This is a genomic window from Psychrobacillus mangrovi (assembly GCF_037104765.1).
Classification (GTDB): Bacteria; Bacillota; Bacilli; order Bacillales_A; family Planococcaceae; genus Psychrobacillus; species Psychrobacillus mangrovi.
In genome coordinates this window covers 301443-327272 of the sequence record NZ_JBAWSY010000001.1, presented here as the reverse complement: position 1 = coordinate 327272, position 25830 = coordinate 301443, and the positions used below count along the sequence as shown (strand labels likewise).

Genomic DNA, 25830 nt, shown 5'->3' with positions numbered 1-25830 from the left:
AGATGTAACATGGAATTGAAATTTAAACCATCAGATATATTAGAAAAAGAATTTAAAACTGGCCTAAGAGGGTACAACCAAGAGGAAGTTGACATATTCTTAGATGATATTATTCAAGATTACGAGGCTTTTGAAAAGAAAATTTCCCAGCTTCAATTAGAAAATAAGCAATTAAGAGAAGAGTTGGCTGAGGCTCCGAAAAGAACTCAACAAGCACCACCACCACCTACTGGTGCAACGAATTTTGATATTTTGAAAAGACTTTCACATTTAGAGAAACATGTATTTGGGAGTAAATTGTACGAATAATTATATTAATTCCTAGAGGTTGAAAAGCCGACAAATTTCGTATATACTATGTATACCACTTATATATTCGGGCAATCGCTGCAATGCTTGACATTGTAGAGGAAAGTCCATGCTCACACAATTCTGAGATGAATGTAGTGTTCGTGCTTAGTGAAAAAATAAACTAAGGCAGCTAGTTTTAGCTGACGGCGGGATGAAGGCCTAAGTCCTTTTAGGATATGGTTGACAATCTCTGAAAGTGCCACAGTGACGTAGCTGTATAGGAAACTATACAGGTGGAACGAGGTAAACCCCATGAGTGAGAAACCCAAATTATGGTAGGGGCATCTTCTTGAAGGAAATGAACGGATAGAAGAACAGAAATAATTCTGTAGATAGATGATTGCCATCTACATCGTACGAGGTAAAGCACCGTTTGAGTACCGTAGAGACAAAACATGGCTTATTGAGTGTATGAGTGGATAAATAATAATATAAACAAGCTCTCCATTCGAGGAGAGCTTTTCTTATCTTACATAACTTTTTACTTTAGTTATTTTGTAGCATAAACAAAGGCAGGTATATGATTGTGAAAAAAAAGCAACAACCTGAACAATTTTATTTATATCCAAATAAACTAGTAGAGGAAGTATTTAATTCTACAACTGAAGGTATTATGATTACCGATGATCAAATGCACATCTCACTAGTAAATGCTGCTTTTGAAATGGTTACTGGGTATTCTTTAGATGACGTGCGTGGGAGAAATCCTCGTATATTACAATCTGGTAAGCAGGGTTCAGCTTTCTATGAAAAAATGTGGAAAGACATTCATACTAAAGGCGTTTGGCGTGGGGAGATTTGGAATAAAAGAAAAAATGGCGAAGTTTATCCAGAATTATTATCCATAGCAAGTATCGTAAATAGCGATGGGGAAGTTACTAACTATTTTGGCATTTTTTCAGATATATCTCGAAAAAAATTCATAGAACAAGAATTAGAAGAATTGACTCTAACTGATCAATTAACGAATTTAGCAAATCGCTCCACTTTTAAAGAATCACTTAACGAATTGATCAATTTATCTATTCCAAATAATTTTATACACGCTTTACTATTTATTGATTTAGATCGGTTTAAACATATCAATGAGACGGTAGGTAACGAGGTAGGAGATTTAATATTAACCGAAGTTGCCAATCGTATTAAATTAATTGTTAAAGAGAATGATATTTTTGCTCGATATGGGGGGGATGAGTTTTTACTAACTTTAAGTTATATTCACCACCAAAAAGAAGCAGCCAATCATGCAAAAGAAATTATAAAATCTTTAAACAAACCATTTTATATTGATGGAAACGAAATATATATTACATCAAGTATAGGAATTAGTATTTTTCCGCAAGATGGTATAGATGCTGAAAAACTTATTCATAAAGCGGATAAAGCGATGTATTTTGCAAAACAAAACGGACGAAATCAATACGCTTTCTATTTCGAAGATTTAAAGAAAGATTCTAAACGATTACTTCTATTAGAGGCAGAACTTAGAAAATCCATTCAAACAAAAGAATTCAATATTAATTACCAACCTAAAATATCAATTGTTAACCGAGAAATTATAGGTGTAGAAGCGCTTGTTAGATGGGAAAATAATAAATTAGGAAACGTTTCACCAAGTGAGTTTATTCCTTTTGCCGAAGATACTGGTTTAATCATACCTTTAAGTGAAGTGATACTGGAAAAAGTATGTCTTGATATAATGGAATGGAGAAGTAAAGGAATTCAACATTTATCTGTTTCAGTTAATATTGCATCATTACACTTTCAACAAGACGACTTTATAGAAAGAATAAATGCAATCCTTATGCAGTATAATTGTAGTCCAAGCCAATTCGAATTAGAGCTAACAGAACGGACGGTTATGAAAGACGCACAAGGAATAGTTAATAAGTTAATTAAATTAAAAAATATGGGCTTTAAAATTTCTATTGATGACTTTGGTACGGGATATTCTTCTTTAAGCTATATAAATCGCTTTCCACTGAATTACTTAAAGATAGACAGTAGTTTCGTGCAGCAAATTACCTCTTTAAAAGACAAACAAGCAATAGTAGATTCCATTATAATGATGGCTCACCGATTACATCTAAAAGTAGTAGCAGAAGGTGTAGAAACGAAAGATCAAGTAAAGCTTTTGAAGGAAATGGATTGTGATATTATTCAAGGATATTATTATAGTAGGCCAATTCCAAGTTCAGAGCTTTTGGATTTCATTGAATTATGGGAAATTCTCAAGCAAGAAAGGAATGTATTATGACAAAATTTAAATTAGTAGCAACTTCAGCAATGGGTTTAGAATCCATCGTTGCAGATGAAGTCAAAGCACTAGGGTATGAAACAACAACTGAAAATGGAAAAATTTATTTCGAAGGTGATGAAAGAGCAATTGCTAAAGCAAACATATGGCTACGTGTTGCTGACCGTGTAAAAATTGTAGTATCACAATTTCCAGCTAAAACGTTTGATGATCTTTTTGAAAGAACAAAAGCAATTGAGTGGGAAAAGTTTTTGCCAGTAGATGCTGCATTTCCTGTACAAGGAAAATCAGTTAAATCTACTCTCTTTAGCGTGCCGGATTGTCAGGCAATAGTAAAAAAAGCAATTGTAGAACGTCTTAAACTAGCGTATAAGCGCATAGGATTTCTTGATGAATCAGGTGCAACATATAAAATTGAAATCAGTATTTTAAAAGATATGGCTACAATTACTATTGATACAAGTGGTGTAGGTCTTCATAAAAGAGGATACCGTCAAGAACAAGGTGAAGCTCCTTTAAAAGAAACACTTGCGGCTGCCCTAGTGAAAATTTCTAAATGGAACCCAGAACGTCCATTTGTAGACCCATTTTGTGGATCCGGAACGATTCCGATAGAAGCCGCTATGATTGGACAAAATATAGCTCCGGGCTTTAATCGTGATTTTCATAGTGAATCATGGTCATGGATGCCAAAAACGGTTTGGGAGGATGTAAGAAATGAAGCGGAAGATCTTGCTAAATATGATCAAGAGCTTCAAATAATTGGTTCTGATATCGATCATAAAATGATTCAAGTAGCGGAACAAAATGCTTTTGAATCTGGTTTTGGAGACATAATAACATTCAAACAGATGCAGGCTAGCGATTTTTCTACTACATTGACAGACGGAGTTATGATTGGCAATCCTCCATACGGGGAGCGAATTGGGGAAGTTGAAGTAATTGAGAAAGCTATAAGTGATTTAGGATATTTAATGGAAAAATATCCATCGTGGTCAGTTTATATGCTTTCATCCATGGAAAACTTTGAACAATTGTATGGTAAACGAGCAACAAAAAAACGTAAACTATTTAACGGTTTTATTCGAACGGATTATTACCAATTTTGGGGTAAGCGTTCTTAAATAGAAAGTAAATTGTGTAGGTGGAAATTTTGTCTGACGGAAGGGAGGAACTCCTTTCCGTTCTTATTTTATTTTGGAGGAGTTAATATATGAAAAAAGCTTTACCATTTCAATTATCCAAGGACCGCTCTTTCTTCGAATCATTAGGTGATTGGATGGGAGATGTATTATACGATGAATTACCGGAAAAAGGTTTTGAATGCCGTGATGAACAAATATTTATGGCTTATCAAATAGAAAAAGCACTAAAAGAAAAAAATGTGTTATTCGCCGAGGCGGGTGTAGGTACAGGGAAAACTATTGCTTATTTGTTACCTGCTATATCCTATGCAAGATATACTGGGAAACCAGCTTTAATCGCATGCGCTGATGAAACATTAATTGAACAATTAGTTAAAGAAGCAGGCGATATTTTTAAACTGCAAAATTATTTAGATATTAAGATTGACGTTCGTTTAGCTAAATCAAGGAATCAATACTTATGCTTAAAACGTTTAGAAGATGCGCAAAAAGATTTAGATAATGATTATTTCATAGAGGAAATAGAAGATCTCATTCCGGATTTTGTTTATGGTCATTCATCTCTTCAGAAAATATTTCCCTATGGTGAACGAAGCCAATTTTCCGGTGTAAGTGATGAAGATTGGCAGAAAGTGAATTTTCATCCGACTCAGCAGTGTATGGTTTGTGATTTGCGCAATCGATGCGGCCAAACGATACATCGCCAAAATTATAGAGAATCAGCTGATTTACTCATTTGTTCTCATGAATTTTTAATGGAACATATTTGGACAAAAGAATCTAGAGTTCGAGAAGGTCAGCTTCCTTTATTACCAGAGGTATCGATGATTGTATTGGATGAAGGGCATCTATTAGAATTCGCTGCACAAAAAGCGCTTACTCATGAAATTCAGAGTGAGACACTAGTGCGTTTATTAGAAAGAGTCATGGTGGATGGAATAAGAGAAAAGACATTATATTTGATGGAGCAATTACAGGAAACACATGACGAGATATTTGGTTTAATTCGAAAAAATAGCATCGCAAGAGATACGGACCGAATGACAATCGAAAAATCAGACCTTCTTATACAAACTTGTAAGAAAGCAATTAGTTTAACGGATGATTTACTTGAAGAATTTGTCTTTGAGTCAGAATTATTTACAATTCCTGAGTATGAACTTCGAATGGTAGAAGAATTTTTAGAGCAATACGTCTATTCATTACGATTGTTCACGGAAAAAGGGGATGGGGTAGAGTGGCTTGAAATTATTGATGGTCATGAAACATTGATTATAATGCCACGTCTAGTAACAGACATTCTAAATGAAAAACTGTTTACTTCAAAAATGCCAATCGTTTTTTCTTCAGCCACACTATCTATTCAAAAAGACTTTACGTATATTGCAGATTCGCTTGGTGTTGAAAAATATCAATCTTTCTCGGTAGCTTCACCATTTGACTATGATGAAGTGATGAAAATCAATGTAAAAAAACTACAACAAGAAGATAAAGCGAATCATGTGGTCGAATTATTGGAAGATAAGCAACAAACTTTAATATTATTTAAATCAAAAGCAGCGATGGATCAATTTCGAAATTCTATTCCTTCCACTAAAGATATAGTTTTTGAAGGGGAGCGAGAACTCTCCACAATAGTGAAAGAGTTTCAAGATGGAAATTTCGCGACGCTTTGCTCCTATCACTTATGGGAAGGTCTCGATTTACCTGAAAAAGCTTTAACAAGAGTTATTATTGTTGATTTACCATTTCCTCCTGTAGATCCGTTATTTGATGCTAAGCGTAAATTCTCAAATGATCCTTTTGAAGAAGTGGATCTTCCGTTTATGCTTTTAAGATTACAACAAGGCATCGGAAGACTAATTAGAACATCTAAAGATTACGGAGAAATTCATATTCTACTTAACCCTGAAGAAGAAGTATTACAAAATCGATTTGTTAATATTTTGCCAACATCTATTATTCAATAATAGACATATGGTACGATAATGTGGAGTTGGAAAAAAGGGGGAATTAATTTTGACGGTAGAACAACAATTTTTAGACTATGTAAAAAAGATTGGTGCGTATAATGAAGCATTAGGGGTATTATATTGGGATATGCGCACAGGGGCGCCGAAAAAAGGGATAGATCAGCGTTCCGAAGTTGTAGGTGTACTAGCAACGGATGTGTTTAATCTGTCAACTTCCGATGAGTTAAAGAAATTATTAGATGAACTGGAACCTTCTATTCCTTCGGCAAATAATGTAACTAAACGTGTGTTTGAAGAAGTGAAAAAAGAATACGATCTGAGTAAAAAAATTCCTGCAGATGAATATAAAAAATTTGTCATTCTTCAATCTAAGTCTGAGTCTGTTTGGGAAGAAGCAAAGTCCAAAAACGATTGGGCTATGTTCAAGCCATATTTAAAAGAAATGGTTGACACTTTAAAGAGATTTGTAACCTATTGGGGAGTAAAGGATAATAACCCATACAATGTATTGTTGGATCAATACGAGCCTGGAATGACTACAGAAATACTTGATAAAGTATTTGGAGAGTTAAGAAATCGTATTGTACCTTTATTAAAGAAAATAGCAGAATCTCCAAACCAACCGAAAACAGATTTCCTCTTTAAGCATTTCGATAAAAAGCAGCAGGAGGCATTTAGTTTAGATGTCTTAAAACAACTGGGCTATGATTTTGAAGCGGGGAGACTAGATGAAACCGTTCACCCATTTGCAACTGGATTAAATCGTGGGGATGTGCGAATTACAACAAAATACGATGAATCTGATTTCCGTTCCGCTGTATTTGGGACAATCCATGAATGCGGACATGCGATCTATGAGCAAAACGTGGGAGAAGAATTAACAGGTACTCCTCTATCAGGTGGAGCGTCCATGGGAATTCATGAATCACAGTCTCTTTTTTATGAAAACTTTGTTGGTCGTAATCCAAAGTTTTGGGAACAAAACTATGAAAAGTTACAAAGCTATTCTCCAGAGCAATTCGGAGATGTACCTATGGAGGAGTTTTTACGTGCGATAAATGAAGTTAAGCCCTCACTGATTCGTATTGAAGCAGATGAATTAACGTATGCACTTCATATTATGATTCGTTACGAGATCGAGAAAGGTTTATTTAATGGGGATTTAATAGTAGAAGAACTACCTGAAATCTGGAATGCGAAATATGAGGAATACTTAGGAGTGCGACCGTCTACGAATGCAAAAGGGATTCTACAAGATGTTCATTGGGCGGGAGCAAGCTTCGGTTATTTCCCATCGTATGCTCTAGGGTATATGTACGCTTCACAGTTTAAGGCGGCTATGCTAAAAGATATTCCACATTTTGATGAACTAATTGAGAATGGTGATTTATCACCTATAAAAGAGTGGCTAACTCAAAATGTACACAAGCACGGGGCACTTAAAAAACCTTTAGAAATACTTAAAGATGCAACAGGCGAAGGGCTTAATGGTAACTACTTGGCGGATTATTTAGAAGAGAAATATACTAAAATTTATCAACTCTAAGGTTCCGAACTACCAGATTATTTATAATCAATGTATTATGAGTCGCTTTTCAATAAGGTAGCTCATCATAAGGAACACGGATGTGCGCTGCCGCACGCTACGCATGAGCCTCCGAAGGATGAGAGTCGCTCTCAAGATCCTTTACGGTGTAATTCTTCGCCCTCCTGTGGCGTGTAAGGCGTACATCCTGAAAACTCCCTTTTCCATTGCGACGAGCTTTGATTAGGAATAGACATGTGCTTAATGGATAGTTAATGTACCTTTTAATCTTTGAACATCACCAATTTAGGTGTATACAGCTCTAAATAAAAAAGAACGAAGCAACTATGCTTCGTTCTTTTTTATGTTACCAGAATTTATATCCTTTTGATCCAGGTGGTGCATTTTGAATCATATCGATGAGTGGAACTGTATAAGCAAATAAAATTAATGCAATACAAATGGTCAACCAGATTTTCCAATTCTCCAGTACCATAGGCGTTTTCTCAGCATGCTCAGAAACTTCACCGATAGGGAATTCTGTTTCTCCTTTTGGAGCAAACCATAATAAGTTTATAATAATATAAAGAACTAATATGATCCCTATGAATAAAATAGTACCACCAACTGCTTGTGCAATCTGGTAGGGAATCCATTCCGCTGCTTGTTCAGAACCTCCATAAGTAGAGAAGTCTGAACGACGAGGGGCTCCAAATAAACCAACAATATGCATAGCACCTGACATGATACTCATACCAAATGCCCAAACAATACCTTGAATAATAGCAAGTCTGTTCATTTGTTTTGTTAATACTCTACCAGTAAGATGTGGTATCAACCAGTAAGCTGCCCCAAAAAAAGTTAACACAACAGTAGTAGCAACTGTAAGATGGAAGTGGCCTGTTACCCAAATAGTATTATGAACTACTTGATTCATCTGGTTAGAGGCATTAATTATTCCACCAGCACCAGCAGGGACAAATGCAGCCATACCGATAAAAGGAACTAAGAAACGAGCATCTCCCCATGGTAATTTTTTTACCCATCCAAATATACCTTTTCCACCTAATGCTCGCCCACGTAACTCAAACGTAGCAAACATAGAGAATGCGGTTAATAGTGAAGGAATAACAACCATTAAAGTTAATACAACTTGCAAGAACTTCCAGAAAGAACTAATTCCAGGCTCAGTCAACTGATGGTGAAATCCTACTGGAATAGAGAAAAGTAAAAATAAAATAAATGATAATCTTGCTAAAGCATCAGAGAAAATTTTTCCTCCAATAATTTTTGGGATAATAACATACCAAACCATATATGCTGGCAATAACCAGAAATATACTAGTGGGTGACCGAAATACCAAAATAGTGTACGGGAAAGGAGTACATCAACCTTGTCTACCCATCCTAATGACCAAGGGATTAGTTGAAAAACAACTTCCACTGCAACTCCAAGCGAACAAATAATCCACATAGCAAGGTTTACAACAACCATAAAAGTTAATAATGGGCTAGGTTGACCAGGGTTAGCTTTTCTCCATTCAATGTATTTCATGATCTGGGCAGCTCCGCCGATCCAAGATCCCACTACTACTAAAGCCAATCCTACGTAGAAAATCCAGTGAGCTTGTAGTGGAGCATAGAAAGTATAAAGTACAGATGCTTTATTTAACAAAACCATAACTGAAGCAGCAGTTGTACCAATTGTCATTGTCCAGAAACCAATCCATCCAAACAATCTTTGTTTATTTGTTAATGTACCAGCAGTACGGCTAACCGCTGCAATTTGAAAACCAAAAATAAAATATGTTGTTAAAATTAGTCCTAGTAAAACGCCATGAACCGTTAAAACTTGATAATAGCCGATTCCCCAAGGGAGTGTAAATGTACCAGAGCGCACTAGTGTTTGTAAAAGACCACAAAGTCCACCAATGGCTAACGCGATAAAAGCAACATAAATATGGGCAAGTGCTAGTTTTCCGTCTTTTTTATCTACTGTTACTAAGTCTTTCACTTTTTCTGTAATAGTTGTCATATTACTCAACCACCTTTAACATGGATGTCATGGACGAATGTCCAACTCCACAATATTCATTACATAAGATTAAATACTCTCCAGCCTTATCAACGGTAGTCACATATTCAGAAACATAACCTGGCTCAAGCATCATATTTATGTTTGTTCCTGCTACCTGGAAACCATGAACTACATCTTTCGTTGTCGCTATAAATTTCACTTTTGATCCAATTGGAACTTCAATCTCAGGTGGATTGTAGAAGAATGCCGAAGCTACAAATACAACTTCATAGTCCCATTCTTTTCCCTCCACTTTGTGCACACCTGGGTTATTAAATGGAGCAATTTCATCCACACGTTCTGGATCAATATAAATTTTTGAGCTTGGTGGATGTGAACCAAAGTGGAATGCACTAATTCCAACAATTACTAAAAATAAGACCAATGAACTAACTCCGAATGTTATCCACCATTTTTCGTACTTATGAATATGCATCGCCTTAAACCTCCAAATTATTAAAATCTATCAATAAACAAGTAAAATGCCATAAACCATGTAATTAAAATGAATATCCCTACAAATCCAACCGAATACAAGGTTCCTTTTAAATCAGACTCTTTTTCACGCTTTTTTGACATTTGGTACACCTCCTACAAAAGAAGTTCTTGTATATTTTTAATAATAAATAGAATGAAAGAGCAATGATGTGATAAATGTCACACAAGATAGGGGTATATGTGAAATAAATGTGAAGAATATAAACGATGGCTAGAGAAATAAAAAAAGAACCTTCATTAGTAGAAGGTTCTTTTTGAGTATGACTATTCATCAATAGTGAGTATTATCGTTAAATCTCCAATACCATCGATCACGACAGGTAATTTAAAGGCATGCTGAAATCCAAATAATTTTGTTGTACCTACAATGACGGTAGGAGGTGTAATGTCTATTTCTAAGTTGTTTCCTGCAACAGTAGTACATAAATTCCCTGCTATCATATTTCCTAATTCTCCTGTAAAGGATTCAAGCATTTCACCTTCTAAAGTCATACCAAACATAGTTGCACCAATCGATGAAAAACAATCAGACGTGGAATCTATAATTATACGACCTTTTATATCACCTATAATTCCAATTAGTACACCCATCTCTTTTTGATCAAATGGCTGTACCATTAAAGAAGGGGATTTAATATCCATTGGAAGAGGGATCACGGATTTTAACGATTGAATCATACCATTTAATATAGTTTGTATGTGTTTAGACGCACTCATTTTGTCCCTCCGAATAGTAAAGATGGCTTAATTTTAGCATAAAAGTATCATAAAAAGAATACTATATGTAGAAAATGTCGAAACATTGTGCTATCATTAAATGAGAATGATTTTCAAATTCACTTGAGAGGACGATTTGTATGTTAGCTATATTAATTGGATCAACCATTTTACTTTATAGTGGGGTAACAGCTTATGTGTTACGTTCTACTTCTCCTCAAGTTAAATAATATAACTTCAAAGATGATTTGATTTGTTTCACTTGGAACGGAACAGATGAAGTCATCTTTTTTTATGCTCGTCGCAGAAATTCAAAAAGATTTGCCGCAAAGCTCGTCGCAGAAATTCAAGAGATTTTGCTCCTGCGCAAAGCTCGTCGTAGAAAAACAAAGGAACGCTTTTGCGTTCCTTTGTTTTTTGCTATGATATACATAATTGTCGAATTATAAAGGAGATTTTATTTTCAAATGGAGAATTTAGAAAATATACAACTATTAAAAGAGAAAAATGCTTTGCTAGCTACTCTTTTTCAACGAAATTTAGATGATGAACGTTTCGCTAAGGCAAAATTGTTTGCAGAAAAACTGGAGAAGGGTACATTTACTATTGCTTTTGCAGGACATTTTTCTGCTGGTAAATCTAGTATGATCAATGCACTTGTAGACGAGCAGTTACTTCCAACAAGTCCTATTCCGACATCGGCAAATATTGTTACTGTAAAAAAGACAAATGATAATTATGCCCTCGTTCATTTTGTTGATAGAGCACCTGTAAAATTCTCAGGTGAATATGATATTCAACTTGTTAAAAAATACTCAAAAGACGGGAGTAAAGTATCTCAAATTGAAATTGGCCATTCAACCTCCAACTTACCAGAAGGAATAACTGTTATGGATACTCCTGGAGTGGATTCAACGGATGATGCACATAGAATATCAACTGAGTCTGCTCTTCATCTGGCGGATATCGTCTTTTATGTAATGGATTATAACCATGTTCAATCTGAACTTAATTTTCAATTTACAAAGCAATTGCTTCACTATAACGAAAATGTTTATTTAATTGTTAACCAAGTGGATAAGCATCGAGAAGAAGAGCTTTCCTTTGATGCTTTTAAGCAATCTGTTGCAAATGCTTTTAAAGCATGGTCCGTTGAACCGAAGGATATATTTTTTACCTCATTAAAAGATAAACACTTTATACATAATGATTTCCAGAAGGTACAAGAAATTGTACTAAATTCGATTAATAATAAAGAACAGTATTTTATTACATCTGCAAACGCAACATTAGAAAAATTAGCGGATGAGCATAAGCAATATTTAGAAAATGAAAAAGCATCATGTCTAGAGACTTTTGAAGGACAACTAACAGAAGAAGAATGGAATAATAAAGAAGATATTAAAGAACAACTTGAAATAGCTCAAAAGCAATCAGCATTACAGGATATAAGTCTATGGAAAAAAACGTTTGAAGAGCAGCGAAAAGAAATTTTGGAAAATGCTGTTATTATGCCATACGAGATGAGAGACTCTCTAAAGTCATATGCTGAGAGCATGCAAGGCTCATTTAAAGTAGGTTTTTTAGGAAGCAAAAAGAAAACAGAAGAAGAGCGTTCTAAGCGTCTTGAAGATGCAAGAACTCTACTCGAGAGAGTTGTACAAACGAATATTATCGTTCATTTGAAACAACTTATGAAAAGTATGCTAAAAGATGTTTCCTTATTAACTAATGAAAGAGCAAATGAAATTGATGGATTTGCATTTGATATATCCACATCTCTTATTTCGGATTCCTTACAAAAAGGTGCAGGAGTAACAGGAGATTCTATTTTACATTATGCAAACAGAGTTCAAGAAGCAGTCAACCGATTTTTTGTACGTGAGACAGATATTTGGAAAGAAAAAATGATCTTTATGATGAATGATAATCCGGTGGAAGACACAGATAAAGTAGATCAAAAAACAGATGTTCTAAATGAAAAAATAATAGTTATTCAATCATTGGAAGAAATAGATGAAAGAATTCTTGATTTTGAACAGGAAACAAAGACTCCGGCTTTAGCGATAAGGAAACAACGGGATCAATTGATGGTAGCATGGGATGATGAACGAAATAGTTTTCAAAAATCGATTACCGAATATGATCCATCCTTGGAAGAACAGGAAGTGGAATCAGAAATAATAACGTCCATAGAACAAGTAGAAGAAACTAATAATCTTTCTCCGGAGTTAGTCTTAAAGCGGGCTAACAGAATTGGAGAAGTATTAAAAGAGTTACCAGCTTTTAAAGAAGAAGCAGAGATTATTAAAAGAAAAGCTAAGCGTGTTGAAAATCAACAATTTACAATTGCATTATTTGGCGCATTTAGTGCAGGGAAATCAAGCTTTTCTAATGCATTAATGGGTGCAAATGTTTTGCCGGTTTCACCAAATCCAACAACAGCTGCAATTAATAAAATACGACCAATATCAGAAAAGCATCCACATAATACAGCGGACGTTACATTTAAGACTAAAGATCAATTATTAGAAGATGTATCGTTTGCATATAGTCAATTAGGAATTACTATCTCGTCTTTAGAGGAAGCATTTGATCAAGCAAGTGAAGCAATAAATCAAACAGTCTCAGAAGAGGTCCATAAATCATTTATTGCCGCTTTTCAAATAGGATATCCGACATTTCAAGGTCAACTTGGAAAAGTATTACGGGTGAATGGTGAAGAATTTGAAAGTTATGTGGCGGAAGAAGCTAAAAGTTGTTTTGTAGATTTCATTGATTTTTATTTCGATTGTGAATTGACTAGATTAGGAGTTACATTAGTGGATACTCCAGGAGCCGATTCTATCAATGCAAGACATACAGGGGTTGCATTTGACTATATACGTAATGCGGATGCAGTATTGTTTGTGACTTATTTTAACCATGCATTTGCAAAAGCGGACAGAGAGTTCTTAATACAACTAGGTCGAGTAAAAGATGCTTTTGAATTGGATAAAATGTTCTTTATCGTTAATGCCATCGATCTTGCAGAAACAGAGGAAGAAGCAAACCTTGTGAAACAATATGTGCAAAATGAGCTTCAACGATTTGGTATTCGTTTCCCAAGAGTATATGGTATTTCAAGCTTACAAGCACTTAAAGAAAAAGTTGGACATTTACCGTTACATGAAGGAATGGTGCAATTTGAAGAAGCCTTCCATCATTTCTTGGAAAAAGATTTAAAGCAAATTGCAGTTTCGTCACTAGATGAAGAGGCATCTCGCCAACATAATAAATTATTAACATTAATAGAGCAAACAGAGAAGAACTTAGCTAGAAAAGATGAAAGGTTAAAAGAATTACGTGAGCAAGAACAAAAAATACGCAAACGTTATTCAAATTCCAACTCTTCTATAATTGCTAAGGAAGCTAAGCAAGAACTAGAAACTTTGTTGTACTATGTATTACAACGGGTATTTTATCGTTTCAATGAATTCTTTAAAGAGGCTTATAATCCTTCTTTATTTAGTAACCAATCGGCAAATACGGCGCTAGGAATTGCTTTAAAAGAACTGTTAAGTACGCTCCGTTTTGATATGGAGCAGGAACTGCGTGTAACAAACTTTCGATTACTGCAGTTTATCCAAAAACAAATTAAACAGTTAGAAAAAGAAGAAATACGTGTACTAAAAGAATGGAATGAAAGCTTTACTTTTACACCACATGAGAGTGAAGACCGTGATTTATTAGAATTTGTCGGTCCTTTTGAGGAAATTCGAAAATATGAAAACGTAAAATCTTATTTTAAAAACACGAAATCTTTTTTTGAGAAAAACGATAAAGAGAAGCTTCGTGATTCCTTATCTGAGCAAACGAAAATCGAGGCGGAAAGCTACTTAAAGCTGGAGTATGATCGACTTACGAAGTGGGCAGATCAATATGTGAATATAGAAACAGAGGCTGTCCGATTAAAGTGGTTAAACGAGTCAATTATTCAAATTGATGCCGAACGCAATCTTTTAGAGCAAGAAGAAACTCTTGCAAAATGGAAAGAGGTTTATGCAAAAATTTTAATGGAAGGGAGAGAATAACATGAGCAACATTTTTATTGATATTAATGAATTAATTGGAAACAATATTCGATTTATTGATACTCGTTTCGATTTAGGAAATGTAACTGCTGGAAGAGAAATGTTTGATAAAGAACATCTAGCAGGTGCAATCTATTGGGATTTAGAAAAGGATATGTCCGATATGAAAAGCAAAAATGGTCGTCATCCAATGATTTCTAAAGATAAAATGACGAAGTTAGTTCAACAGGCAGGACTGATGTTGGATGATAATATTGTTATTTATAATCAAGGAGGTTCTCCATTTGCATTAAGAGCATATTTTTTATTGGAATGGGCTGGTTTTAACCATATTCATGTACTTCGTGAAGGATATGAAGAGGCTAAAAAGAAATTACCTGTTTCCAATGAAGTAATTGAAATTAGTGCTTCGACTATTTCGCCAAGTTGGAAAGATGAAATTTATGTAGATGTAAATAAAGTTAAAAAGATTGTTAGTGGTGAAATGGATGCACAATTAATTGATGCACGATCTGCAAATCGATATCGTGGTGAAATGGAACCAATAGATTCTGTTGCAGGTCATATTCCGACTGCTCTAAATTTCGATTGGGAACAACTTAAAAGTGATGGTAAGTTTCTGCAACAAGAGGATTTACAAGAAAAGCTAACAGGATTGACCGATAAATCAAAGCCTGTAGTTGCTTATTGCGGTAGTGGGGTAACTGCTGCACCACTTTATGCAAGTTTGAAGGAAGCTGGTTATGAAAATGTGCAATTATATGTAGGCAGCTACAGTGATTGGATTAGAGAAAATGAAATAGAGACAAGTAATTAATAGTTTGAAAAAATTCAATAGAAGCGCTTGAATCCTTAATTGATATAGGTAATTCAGGTGCTTTTATCTTTCAACAAAGAAAAATGCCTTCAAAAATTAATTTTGTATTAACTTCCTAAAATCAAATTTATATCTTTTATTTATATTTTTTTGTATAATTAATTGTTGAATGTGAACATTTATAGTATAATGGGCAAATTGTATATGAATGAAATGAGGAATATTAATGCAGAAATCAATTTATGGTCTTACAAAAGATCAGTTAATAGAGTGGTTATTAGAACATGGGCAAAAGAAGTTTAGAGCAGAACAGGTATGGGATTGGTTATACATTAAAAGAGTCCAAAGCTTTGATGAGATGAACAATGTGAACAAGGAATGCCTTCAATTATTGAAAGACAACTTTGTCATTCAAACGTTGAAAGAATCTGTAAAGCAAGAATCTGCTGATGGAACAATTAAGTTTTTATTTCAAATGCAGGACGGTAATCTAATTGAAACAGTGTTAATGCGTTTTAAATACGGACTGTCTGTTTGTGTAACGACACAGGTTGGATGTAACATAGGATGTAGTTTCTGTGCTAGTGGATTACTTAAGAAAAATCGGGACTTGGATGCAGGCGAGATTGTCGGTCAAATTATGAAAGTGCAAGAACACTTAGATAATGTTGGTAAAAGTGAACGTGTGAGCCATATCGTTGTAATGGGTATTGGTGAACCATTTGATAATTACACGAATTTAATGAATTTCTTACGTGTAGTAAACGACCAAAAAGGACTTGCGATTGGTGCTAGACATATAACTGTTTCAACTAGCGGTCTTGCTAAGAAAATATATGACTATGCAGACGAAAACCTTCAAGTAAATCTTGCTGTTTCACTACATGCTCCAAATGATGAGCTTCGATCACGAATCATGGTTATTAACAAAGCATTCCCAATTGAAAAGTTAATGGCGGCTGTAGATTATTATTTAGAAAAAACAAATCGTCGGATTACGTTTGAATATATCCTACTTAAGGATGTAAATGATCATGTAGAAGAAGCAAAGCAATTAGCTAAGTTATTGGAAAATAAACGTCATTTGTCTTATGTGAATCTAATACCTTATAATCCAGTGGATGAACATGGTCAATACCAAAGAAGCACAGAAGAGTCTATTAGCGCGTTCTTCCAAACGCTAAAAAACAATGGTATTAACTGTGGTGTTCGTATGGAGCAAGGAACAGATATTGACGCAGCTTGTGGGCAACTACGAAGCAAACAGATTAAAAAAGAAAAAACTACTGTATAACACAAAACGCATCGCCTTATGGCAGATGCGTTTTTTCATCTTTCTCTTTTGGTATTTCATCAATTGAATGTTTGAATGCATAACCCTTATTAATTGTATAAAAGCATAAACACATAACAAGGATAAAAATAAATACTGTCAAAATTAATACCCAAAGCATTTCTTGCCCTCCTAAACGCATGTTCCTCAAATATCATAGCACATGAGTTTAAAGGCTTGTATAATATGTTCACTGATCGAGAAGCATGTTGCTTCCGCTAAGTTGTTTGCATTGTTTTTTTAAATAGCTAGCTTTTTCTGATAAATCATAGATAGATGAAACAGTTTTGTTCGTAACTCCTGCAATGGAAATCGTCAAAAGTGGAAAGTGTTCTTCAATTCCATGGCGATTTTTAGAAATTATACAACCTTTGAGAAGATCATGCGAATGATAAAAATGTTCAACAGAAGAATTGAATTCCCGAATAATTTTTTCACATAATTCATTGCTTTTGGATGTGTGTAAGATCATGATAAAATCGTCACCGCCAATATGACCCACAAAGCTATTCTCTAGTGCGTTTTTTTCTAATATTTCTGCTAACCTTATTATGACTTTATCTCCCTTTTCAAAGCCATATACATCGTTATAGGGTTTAAAATTATCAATATCAAAATAAAGAACTGTTAACTCTTCAGAGCTATCGATACATTTTTGTAATTCTTTCTCAATCATAATATTTCCAGGTAACTCTGAAAGCGGGTTTAAATGCTTAGCATAGTCAATTTCTAGCTGCATACTTTTTTCTAGTAAGTCTTTTACAGTTACAACCCCAAAGTATTCGTCGTCTTTTGTAATAGTAATAAAATCGTATAAATGAATAGGATCACGTTTCATTGCAATTTTAGCAACTACATCAATAGGTGTTGATGCATCCACTTTCATATAATTTCTACTCATAATTGCGGTCACTGGTTTGGTATTATATAGACTGTATCCGTAAGGACCACTAAATTTAAGATGTAACTTATTTCTTGTAATAACACCAATTAATTTATTTCCATCTTTTATACAAAAACCTGGCAATGCATCATTAGCATCCATTAATTTACTTACTTTAGATATTGGTGTATGGCTTGCAATAGTACGCAAAGGAGTAGCGATTTGTTCGATAGATGTATCGGTTAAACGGTTTGAGCTAATAATATTTTTTCGAACACTTTCTAATTCAATTATCTTTTTTATATCTTTTCGAACAGGAAAAAGCTGTTTATTTGGTTTTTGTATGTAATATCCCTGACCAAAATGTACTCCTATATCAATTAGAGTAAGCAATTCTTCTTTTGTTTCAATTCCCTCAGCAATAATATGTATTTGTGAATAATTTGCAAATTCACTTAAACTCTTAACAAGAAGTTGTTTGGTTCGATCTTTATCTATATCACGAATAAGCTTCATATCAAGCTTAATAAAGTGAGGTCGAACATCCGTAATGACATTTAATCCAGAGTAACCAGAGCCAACATCATCAATTGCAATTTGGTAAAACTGTTTTTTATAGTGTTCAACGGTAGTAATGAAATCTTTTAAATTATTTATTGCTTCTCTTTCCGTTATTTCAAAAACAATTGAATCTGAATCCATATTAAATCTACTTAAAAACTCTTTCGTAAAACCTTGTTTAAACTTGGGATCATTCATAATATTAGGATTTACATTTATAAATAATTTCCCTTCTGCTTTTAAATGATGTGCATACTTTAATGCGTTTCCTCGGCACAAATTTTCAAGCTCCCATAGTTTTCCGCTCTTCATTGCATAATCAAATAGCACTTCAGGATTTTGTAAAGCCGTATTTTCCGGACCTCGAGATAATGCCTCGTATCCATAAATATGGCCATTTTGAAGCGAGATAATTGGTTGGAATACAGTTTGAATTGCTTTTTCTTCAATTATATAAGAAAGTATATCTCCATAATCTATTTCCTCAATTGCCATTTAAATTATCCTCCTACAATGAGCAAATTCTCGTCAATTTATATTATAAAAAAGCAATGTCAAGGCAATGTAAAGAAAATGTTAAGAATTCGTTTGTTTAAAAATATTTTGATATATTTATCAAAATATTTTTAATGTTATTGACTATCAATCAATTGCAGTGTAACATATCTTTAAATTGACACTTTAACGAGTTGAATCGTTAGTGTGATTGGTTTGATTTTATTAGGGGGTTTTAGAAAGATGAGAAAAAGTATAAAGAGATTAGCATTCATTTTAATTGGAGCTGTGCTTCTTTTAGCTGCATGCGGAGGAAAAGATAATTCAAGTTCTACCGCTACTTCAAATGAAGGAACAAGCTCAAGTGGGGATGCAAAAAAAGTGAAAATTGGTGTTACCCAAATTGTAGAACATCCATCTCTAAATGCGGCTTTTGAAGGATTTCAAAAAGCATTGGAAGATGCCGGCATAGAAGCAGATTATCAAATCGAAAATGCTCAAAATGACAACAGTGCCAATACTACGATTGCAAACAACTTAGTAAGTTCTGGAGTTGATTTAATATTTGCTAACTCTACGCCAAGTGCTCAAGCAGTTGCAAGTTTAACAAAAGACATTCCAATCGTTTTTACATCTGTGACAGATGCAGTAAGCGCTGAACTTGTTCAATCGATGGAAAAACCAGGAGGAAATGTTACTGGTACGGTGGATACTCAACCAGAAGCAATTCCTAGTACAGTAAAATTTTTAAAAGAACAACTAGGATCTAAAAATGTAGGAATGGTGTTTAATTCAGGCGAACAAAATTCACGTGCACAAGTTGATGCGGTAAAAGAAGAAATGAGTAAGGTAGGATTGAATGTAGTGGAAGCATCTGTTTCAACATCAGCTGAGGTTAAACAAGCTACTGAATCCTTAATCGGTAAAGTAGATTCATTATATATTATTACGGATAATACTGTAGTATCCGCTCTTGAATCAGTTGTTTCAGTGGCGAATGATAATAAGTTACCTATGATGGTTGGTGAATTTGATTCGGTAAAACGTGGTGGATTGGGTGCTTTTGGATTCGAATATTTTGATATTGGATACGAAGCAGGTCAAATGGCAGTAAAAATCTTAAATGGTGAAAGTACACCTGCTGATTTACCGGTCCAATATCCTCAAAACTTAAGATTTGTAGTAAATAAAGAAACTGCTGATCTACTTGGCTTAGAAATTAAAGACGAGTGGAAAGCAGAACTTGCAGAATAGATAGGAGATTGATTCTTTATGTTTTCAGCTATTTTTGGATCTGTAGAGCAAGGAATCATCTATGCAATCATGGCACTCGGAGTGTATCTTACATTCCGAGTACTTGATTTTCCGGATTTAACGGTAGATGGAAGTTTTGTTACGGGAGCTGGAACAGCAGCTACGATGATTGTATTAGGATATCATCCAGCGCTCGCAACATTAGTAGCAATTCTAGCTGGTTTTCTAGCTGGATGTATAACAGGTTTATTACATACAAAAGGCAAAATTAATCCATTGCTTTCAGGTATTTTAATGATGATAGCTCTTTATTCAATTAATCTACGGATTATGGGCCTAACTGTTGATAATTCGATAGGAAGACCGAATATTCCACTTCTGAACTCTGAAACTCTGTTTAGTCAGTTTTATGGTTGGTGGGGAAGTTTAGGAATTGATGAAGCGATAAATAACTTTTTGAAAAGTATAGGGGTACAGTTTGTTCCAGCAACTTGGGGAACGATTGTTATCGTGTTTATTTTAGTTCTCATTATTAAACTAATAGTAGATTGGTTCCTGAAGACAGAGGTTGGCCTAGCTATCCGTGCAACAGGAGACAATAAAAAAATGATTAGAAGTTTTTCGGCTAATACCGATACGCTCGTTATAATTGGTCTGGGAATATCTAACGGTCTCGTAGCACTTTCTGGAGCCCTCATTGCACAGTACGCAAAATTTGCGGACATTGGAATGGGCATCGGAATGATTGTAATAGGATTAGCATCCGTTATTATTGGTGAAGCAATCTTTGGTACGAAAACGATTGTACGAACTACCTTAGCGGTAATTGCTGGAGCAATTATTTATCGTATAGTATTAGCTCTTGCTCTACGAGTAGAATTATTAGATACAGGTGATATGAAACTAATCACAGCAGTTATCGTTATTTGTGCGTTAATACTACCTCAATACTTTGATAAGCGGAGAGAGAAACGTAGAAAAGCTAAGCGTCATGCTGAGCGTTCCATTTCCAATGTAAATGTTATAAAGCGAGAGGGGAATGACCTTGCTTAAATTACAATCGATTAATAAAATCTTTAATGAAGCAACTGCAGATGAAAAGGTTGCACTCGATCAAATAAATTTAGAACTAAAAGAAGGGGATTTTGTCACAGTAATCGGAAGTAATGGGGCAGGTAAATCAACAATGATGAATATGATTTCTGGTGCACTTACACCAGATTTCGGCAACATTTTGATTGATGGAAAAGATGTATCTAAGCTGGCAGAATATAAACGTTCTCAGTTTATTGGCCGTGTTTTCCAAGACCCTATGGCTGGTACTGCACCTTCGATGACCATCGAAGAAAATCTTGCACTAGCATACTCGAGAAATAAAAAGCGTGGATTAAAAATTGGCGTAGATAAAAAAAGAAGAGAGTTTTTTGTGCAATCGCTAGAAATGTTACATTTAAACTTAGAAAATAGATTAAATGCAAAAGTTGGATTGCTATCAGGAGGGGAAAGACAAGCGCTATCTTTATTGATGGCTACTTTCACGAATCCTTCCATCTTACTATTAGATGAACATACTGCAGCACTTGACCCATCTAGAGCAGAGTTAATTACAAATTTAACAAAACGGCTCGTGGAGAAAGATAAACTCACAACTTTAATGGTCACACACAATATGCAACAAGCATTAGATTTAGGAAATCGTTTAATTATGATGGATAAAGGTCAAATTATTCTAGAAGTAAATGAAGATGAGAAGAAATCACTAACGATTGAAAAGCTTATGGACGAATTCCAAAGGATTCGTGGAGAAAAGTTAACAAGTGACCGTACACTTTTATCGGTATAAATAACAACTACTACCTAAGAACGTTTATTGACTTAGGTGGTAGCTTTTTTGAATATTAAAAGAGCTGTCTTTTTAAGACAGCTCTTTCTAATATATATTAAGCCATAGCAGCTTCGATGTTACCCCATGGGATTTCCATAGATTCCGCTAGGCCTTTTCCATATGCTGGATCTGCTTTGTAGCAGTGAATGATGTGACGAATTTTAATAAATTCTTCTACGCCATCCATGTTTCGTGCTGTGTTATCGAATAATACTTGTTGTTGTTCAGGTGTCATCAGATTGAATAGTTTACCAGGTTGCTCATAATAGTTATCATCATCTTCGCGGAAGTCCCATTGAGTTGCTCCTCCATTAATAGGAAGGACAGGCTCTTTGTATTGAGGTTGTTCTTTCCATTGTCCATAACTATTTGGCTCATAAGATAATGTGCTACCTAAGTTACCATCTACACGCATAGCACCATCTCTATGGAAAGAGTGTACCGGGCATTTTGGTGAGTTAACTGGAATTTGATGATGGTTTACTCCTAAACGGTAACGTGCTGCATCCGCATATGAGAATAAACGGCCTTGCAACATTTTATCTGGAGAGAAGCTAATTCCAGGTACAACATTAGATGGTGCAAAAGCAGCTTGCTCTACTTCGGCAAAATAGTTTTCTGGATTACGGTTAAGCTCCCATTCACCAACTTCGATAAGTGGGAAGTCTTTTTTATACCAAACTTTAGTTAAGTCGAATGGGTTGTAAGGCATATTGTTTGCTTGTTCTTCCGTCATTACTTGGATATACATTTTCCATTTAGGGAAATTGCCATTTTCGATATTATCGTATAGGTCACGCTGAGAACTCTCACGGTCAACACCAACTAATTCAACTGCTTCTTGATCAGTTAAGTTTTCGATACCTTGTTGTGAGCGCATATGGAATTTAACCCAAACACGTTCATTGTTAGCATTGATCATACTGAATGTGTGGCTACCAAATCCGTGCATAGTTCGATAAGATTTTGGAAGACCTCTGTCACTCATTACGATTGTAACTTGGTGAAGTGCTTCCGGTAATGATGTCCAGAAATCCCAGTTGTTATTAGCGCTACGCATACCAGTGCGTGGATCGCGTTTAATAGCATGATTTAAATCAGGGAATTGAAGTGGATCTCGGAAGAAGAATACCGGAGTGTTGTTACCAACTAAATCCCAGTTACCTTGTTCTGTATAAAAACGCATAGCAAATCCACGAATATCACGTTCTGCATCTGCAGCTCCACGTTCACCGGCTACAGTTGAGAAACGAACGAACATTTCTGTTTCTTTTCCGATTTCAGAGAAAAGAGCTGCTGAAGTATATTGAGTAATATCATGAGTAACAGTAAATTTACCATATGCACCAGAACCTTTTGCATGCATACGACGCTCTGGAATTACTTCTCTATTAAAGTTTGCTAATTTTTCTAATAACCACACATCTTGTAATAAAAGTGGTCCTCTTGGTCCAGCAGATTGCGAGTTTTGATTATCTACCACTGGCGCGCCCGCTGCAGTTGTCAATTTGTTATTGTTTTGATTTTCTGTCATTGACTATTTCCCCCTAGATTAGAATCTTTATAATACAAGAATTATTATATCAAAGGAATAAATATTTTGCTAGGAATCTACTATCAGAAATTTAAATTTTTATTTTTTATATTTTTGGAAACAGAAAAACACTTGTGAAACTTAGATATCACAAGTGTTTGAATAGGGATGATTAAATTAAAAGCTCAAAGAGAGTACTGTCTTTATTCACTTCTTTATAAGAAAAGCCATTCTCACTTAGACGAGAAATAAGACCATTGTAGTCTAAGCTGTTCTTCAATTCGATACCTACCAGGGCAGGTCCGCTTTCTTTATTATTCTTTTTTGTATATTCAAATGTTGTAATATCATCATCAGGTCCAAGTACTTTATCAAGAAACTGGCGTAATGCTCCAGCACGTTGAGGGAAGTTTACGATAAAGTAATAAAGTAGACCTTCATGCATTAATGACTTTTCTTTAATTTCTTGCATTCTACCAATATCATTATTCCCACCAGTAATAATGCAGACAACTGTTTTACCTTTTATTTGGTCTTTATATAAGTCAAGTGCGGACACAGGAAGTGCCCCAGCAGGTTCAGCAATGATCGCGTGTTTATTATACAAATCTAAAATGGTTGTACAAACCTTTCCTTCTGGGACGAGCACAATATCATCTACGTATTTTTGGCATACATCATAATTGAGATTCCCAACGCATTTAACTGCAGCGCCATCTACAAATTTATCGATAGTTTCTAAAGCTATTGGTCCATTGTTGGCTAAAGCGGCTTTCATGCTGCCAGCCCCAGCAGGTTCAACTATTAGTTTGAGGTGATAAGTTCTTTATATAAGTAGAAACTCCAGATATTAAACCGCCACCACCAATGCTTCCGAAAAGAAAATCAATTGGTTCCTCAATGTCATTCATTATTTCTACAGCAACAGTTCCTTGCCCAGCAATAATTTCTCGGTCATCAAAAGGATGTATGAAAATTCGATCCTCTGCTTGTGCATATGCAATAGCGCTATTAGCAGAATCGTCAAAAGTATCACCTGCAAGAATAATTTCTGCAAACTCACGGCCAAACATTCTCACTTGGTCGATTTTTTGTTTTGGAGTAGTGAGAGGCATGAAAATCTTTGCGGTAATTTGTAGTTGTGCGCATGCATAAGCAACTCCTTGTGCATGATTACCCGCGCTAGCACAAACGACACCTTTTTCCTTTGCATCACTCTCAATTGTTTTAATCTTATAGTAAGCTCCACGTAGTTTAAATGAACGAACATGTTGCAAGTCTTCTCTTTTAAAATAAACGGTACAATTATATTTTTCAGATAAATACTCGTTTTTTTGTAAAGGTGTATGAATTACTACATCTTTCAAAAATTGATGTGCAATTAGCACATTTTCTACTTGAATGGTTTTCGTGTCTGCTACTTGCATAATAATAGTGACTCCTCCAATTTAAATATTAATACATTTTAACACACCACAGTAGTAAATCGCTACCTTCTATCGGAGAATTCGAAATTATGTAACAACTATTATTACTGGTGCCTGGCACCAGTAATAATACTGTAACAATACGAAAAAAATTAATTATATTTTTCTCTTTATATTTGTAAATGAGGATACAGGCGTAGTCTATGCATTAATGGGAATCATAGTGATATACTAAAAAACGCGGTAACTTGTCGAATAAGGTAGTTCCGCAAACTAAACTTTGTTAAGAAAGAGGAGATTTACAAGTGGCAATTAAAGTAGCAGCAATTATTGGAAGCAACAGAAAAGAATCTTATAACTTAAAACTAATAGAATATATGAAAAAACGTTATACAGAACAATTAGATATTGAGGTAGTATCTATAAACGACGTAGAGATGTTTAGCGCAGATATTGAAGATAATCCTCCTAAAGGAGCTATGGATTTTAAAACGAAAGTTCGAAATGCGGAAGCAGTGTTATTTGCTGTACCAGAATATAACTTTTCGATTCCAGGAGTTTTGAAAAATGCAATTGATTGGATGTCACGAAGTGGGCATGATTTAAAAGATAAACCAACTTTTATTGTTGGTTCATCAATGGGAGTCCTTGGTAGTGTTCGTGCACAACTGCATTTAAGAGAAATTATTTCTAACCCAACATTACAACCAAAGCTACTACCAGGTAATGAAGTATATATTGGATCAATTCATACAAAAATGAATGAGCAAAATGAAATTACAGACCAAGGTACAAATGACTTCCTTGATTCAGTAGTAAATAACTTTGTTGAATTTTATAACAAAGTTAAATCATTATAATAATTACTAAAAAAAACATGAAAAACGTGAAATTCACGATTTTCATGTTTTTTTAATATTAATGGTGCCAGGCACCTGTAATTATTTTGTAATATTTTAATAGAAGGTTTTATTCTTTGGGTGTATAGTGGATTCATAGACTTGGTTTAGTTTTGAAGGGAAGTT

The 25830-nt window shown here is 34.7% G+C and carries 19 protein-coding genes, 1 other RNA gene and 1 pseudogene; 13 read left to right on the top strand and 8 right to left on the bottom strand.

Features of this window, described 5'->3' with window-relative positions:
- The first annotated feature begins 9 nt into the window (after positions 1-9).
- The 6 genes from gpsB to WAX74_RS01605 all read left to right on the top strand — a co-directional run bounded on the left by gpsB (position 10) and on the right by WAX74_RS01605 (position 7272).
- Positions 10-309 (top strand): cell division regulator GpsB, encoded by a 300-nt coding sequence (gene gpsB / locus WAX74_RS01630; RefSeq protein WP_053589759.1) that lies wholly within the window; start codon positions 10-12, stop codon positions 307-309.
- A gap of 63 nt (positions 310-372) precedes the next feature.
- An RNA gene (rnpB, locus tag WAX74_RS01625) (RNase P RNA component class B) lies at positions 373-759 on the top strand.
- A 112-nt stretch (positions 760-871) separates the two neighbouring features.
- Positions 872-2608 carry a putative bifunctional diguanylate cyclase/phosphodiesterase gene (locus WAX74_RS01620; protein ID WP_413788897.1) on the top strand — a complete coding sequence of 579 codons (1737 nt, stop codon included), beginning with the start codon at positions 872-874 and terminating at the stop codon, positions 2606-2608.
- Positions 2605-3732, top strand: coding sequence for a THUMP domain-containing class I SAM-dependent RNA methyltransferase (locus WAX74_RS01615; protein WP_336495916.1), 1128 nt, complete (start codon positions 2605-2607; stop codon positions 3730-3732). The genes WAX74_RS01620 and WAX74_RS01615 overlap by 4 nt, the downstream gene beginning before the upstream one ends.
- 89 nt (positions 3733-3821) lie before the next feature.
- Positions 3822-5723: an ATP-dependent DNA helicase gene (locus WAX74_RS01610; RefSeq protein WP_336495915.1), complete on the top strand. Its 1902-nt coding sequence runs from the start codon at positions 3822-3824 to the stop codon at positions 5721-5723.
- A 49-nt stretch (positions 5724-5772) separates the two neighbouring features.
- Positions 5773-7272, top strand: a complete 1500-nt coding sequence (locus WAX74_RS01605) for a carboxypeptidase M32 (protein ID WP_336495914.1) — start codon at positions 5773-5775, stop codon at positions 7270-7272.
- Positions 7273-7618: 346 nt separating this feature from the next.
- Here the strand turns inward: WAX74_RS01605 and WAX74_RS01600 are convergent, their stop codons facing one another.
- From WAX74_RS01600 to WAX74_RS01585, 4 genes are all read right to left on the bottom strand, one after another.
- Positions 7619-9286 carry a b(o/a)3-type cytochrome-c oxidase subunit 1 gene (locus WAX74_RS01600; protein WP_336495913.1) on the bottom strand — a complete coding sequence of 556 codons (1668 nt, stop codon included), beginning with the start codon at positions 9284-9286 and terminating at the stop codon, positions 7619-7621.
- A 1-nt stretch (position 9287) separates the two neighbouring features.
- Positions 9288-9764: a cytochrome c oxidase subunit II gene (locus WAX74_RS01595; RefSeq protein ID WP_336495912.1), complete on the bottom strand. Its 477-nt coding sequence runs from the start codon at positions 9762-9764 to the stop codon at positions 9288-9290.
- A 20-nt stretch (positions 9765-9784) separates the two neighbouring features.
- Positions 9785-9907 carry a cytochrome c oxidase subunit 2A gene (locus WAX74_RS01590; protein WP_336495911.1) on the bottom strand — a complete coding sequence of 41 codons (123 nt, stop codon included), beginning with the start codon at positions 9905-9907 and terminating at the stop codon, positions 9785-9787.
- Between the two features lie 183 nt (positions 9908-10090).
- On the bottom strand, positions 10091-10543 hold the full coding sequence (locus WAX74_RS01585; RefSeq protein WP_336495910.1) for a chemotaxis protein CheX: 453 nt from the start codon (positions 10541-10543) through the stop codon (positions 10091-10093).
- Between the two features lie 467 nt (positions 10544-11010).
- Between WAX74_RS01585 and WAX74_RS01580 the strand changes: the two genes are divergently transcribed.
- From WAX74_RS01580 to rlmN, 3 genes are all read left to right on the top strand, one after another.
- A complete protein-coding gene (locus WAX74_RS01580; protein ID WP_336495909.1) occupies positions 11011-14616 on the top strand; it encodes a dynamin family protein in 3606 nt (1201 codons plus the stop codon).
- A 1-nt stretch (position 14617) separates the two neighbouring features.
- Positions 14618-15433, top strand: coding sequence for a sulfurtransferase (locus WAX74_RS01575; protein ID WP_336495908.1), 816 nt, complete (start codon positions 14618-14620; stop codon positions 15431-15433).
- A gap of 226 nt (positions 15434-15659) precedes the next feature.
- Positions 15660-16727, top strand: coding sequence for a dual-specificity RNA methyltransferase RlmN (rlmN, locus tag WAX74_RS01570; RefSeq protein WP_336495907.1), 1068 nt, complete (start codon positions 15660-15662; stop codon positions 16725-16727).
- Positions 16728-16743: 16 nt separating this feature from the next.
- Here the strand turns inward: rlmN and ytzI are convergent, their stop codons facing one another.
- Complete coding sequence (gene ytzI / locus WAX74_RS01565; protein ID WP_336495906.1) at positions 16744-16887, bottom strand: YtzI protein; 144 nt, start codon at positions 16885-16887, stop codon at positions 16744-16746.
- Positions 16888-16956: 69 nt separating this feature from the next.
- Positions 16957-18705 carry a GGDEF domain-containing protein gene (locus WAX74_RS01560; protein ID WP_336495905.1) on the bottom strand — a complete coding sequence of 583 codons (1749 nt, stop codon included), beginning with the start codon at positions 18703-18705 and terminating at the stop codon, positions 16957-16959.
- Between the two features lie 243 nt (positions 18706-18948).
- Here WAX74_RS01560 and WAX74_RS01555 point away from each other — a divergent pair, with 243 nt between their 5' ends.
- The 3 genes from WAX74_RS01555 to WAX74_RS01545 are packed head-to-tail and all read left to right on the top strand — an operon-like array spanning position 18949 to position 21802.
- The gene (locus WAX74_RS01555; protein WP_336495904.1) at positions 18949-19959 is read left to right on the top strand and encodes an ABC transporter substrate-binding protein; all 1011 of its coding nucleotides are present in this window, start codon (positions 18949-18951) and stop codon (positions 19957-19959) included.
- Between the two features lie 18 nt (positions 19960-19977).
- Complete coding sequence (locus tag WAX74_RS01550; protein WP_336495903.1) at positions 19978-21012, top strand: ABC transporter permease; 1035 nt, start codon at positions 19978-19980, stop codon at positions 21010-21012.
- Complete coding sequence (locus tag WAX74_RS01545; protein WP_336495902.1) at positions 21005-21802, top strand: ABC transporter ATP-binding protein; 798 nt, start codon at positions 21005-21007, stop codon at positions 21800-21802. The genes WAX74_RS01550 and WAX74_RS01545 overlap by 8 nt, the downstream gene beginning before the upstream one ends.
- A 97-nt stretch (positions 21803-21899) precedes the next feature.
- Here WAX74_RS01545 and WAX74_RS01540 read toward each other — a convergent pair whose 3' ends face one another.
- Together WAX74_RS01540 and ilvA are read right to left on the bottom strand one after the other, a co-directional pair.
- Positions 21900-23378, bottom strand: a complete 1479-nt coding sequence (locus WAX74_RS01540) for a catalase (RefSeq protein ID WP_336495901.1) — start codon at positions 23376-23378, stop codon at positions 21900-21902.
- A 172-nt stretch (positions 23379-23550) separates the two neighbouring features.
- Positions 23551-24805, bottom strand: a pseudogene (ilvA, locus tag WAX74_RS01535) (threonine ammonia-lyase IlvA).
- Between the two features lie 305 nt (positions 24806-25110).
- Between ilvA and WAX74_RS01530 the strand changes: the two are divergent.
- On the top strand, positions 25111-25665 hold the full coding sequence (locus WAX74_RS01530) for an NADPH-dependent FMN reductase (protein WP_336495900.1): 555 nt from the start codon (positions 25111-25113) through the stop codon (positions 25663-25665).
- The last annotated feature ends 165 nt before the right edge of the window (positions 25666-25830 follow it).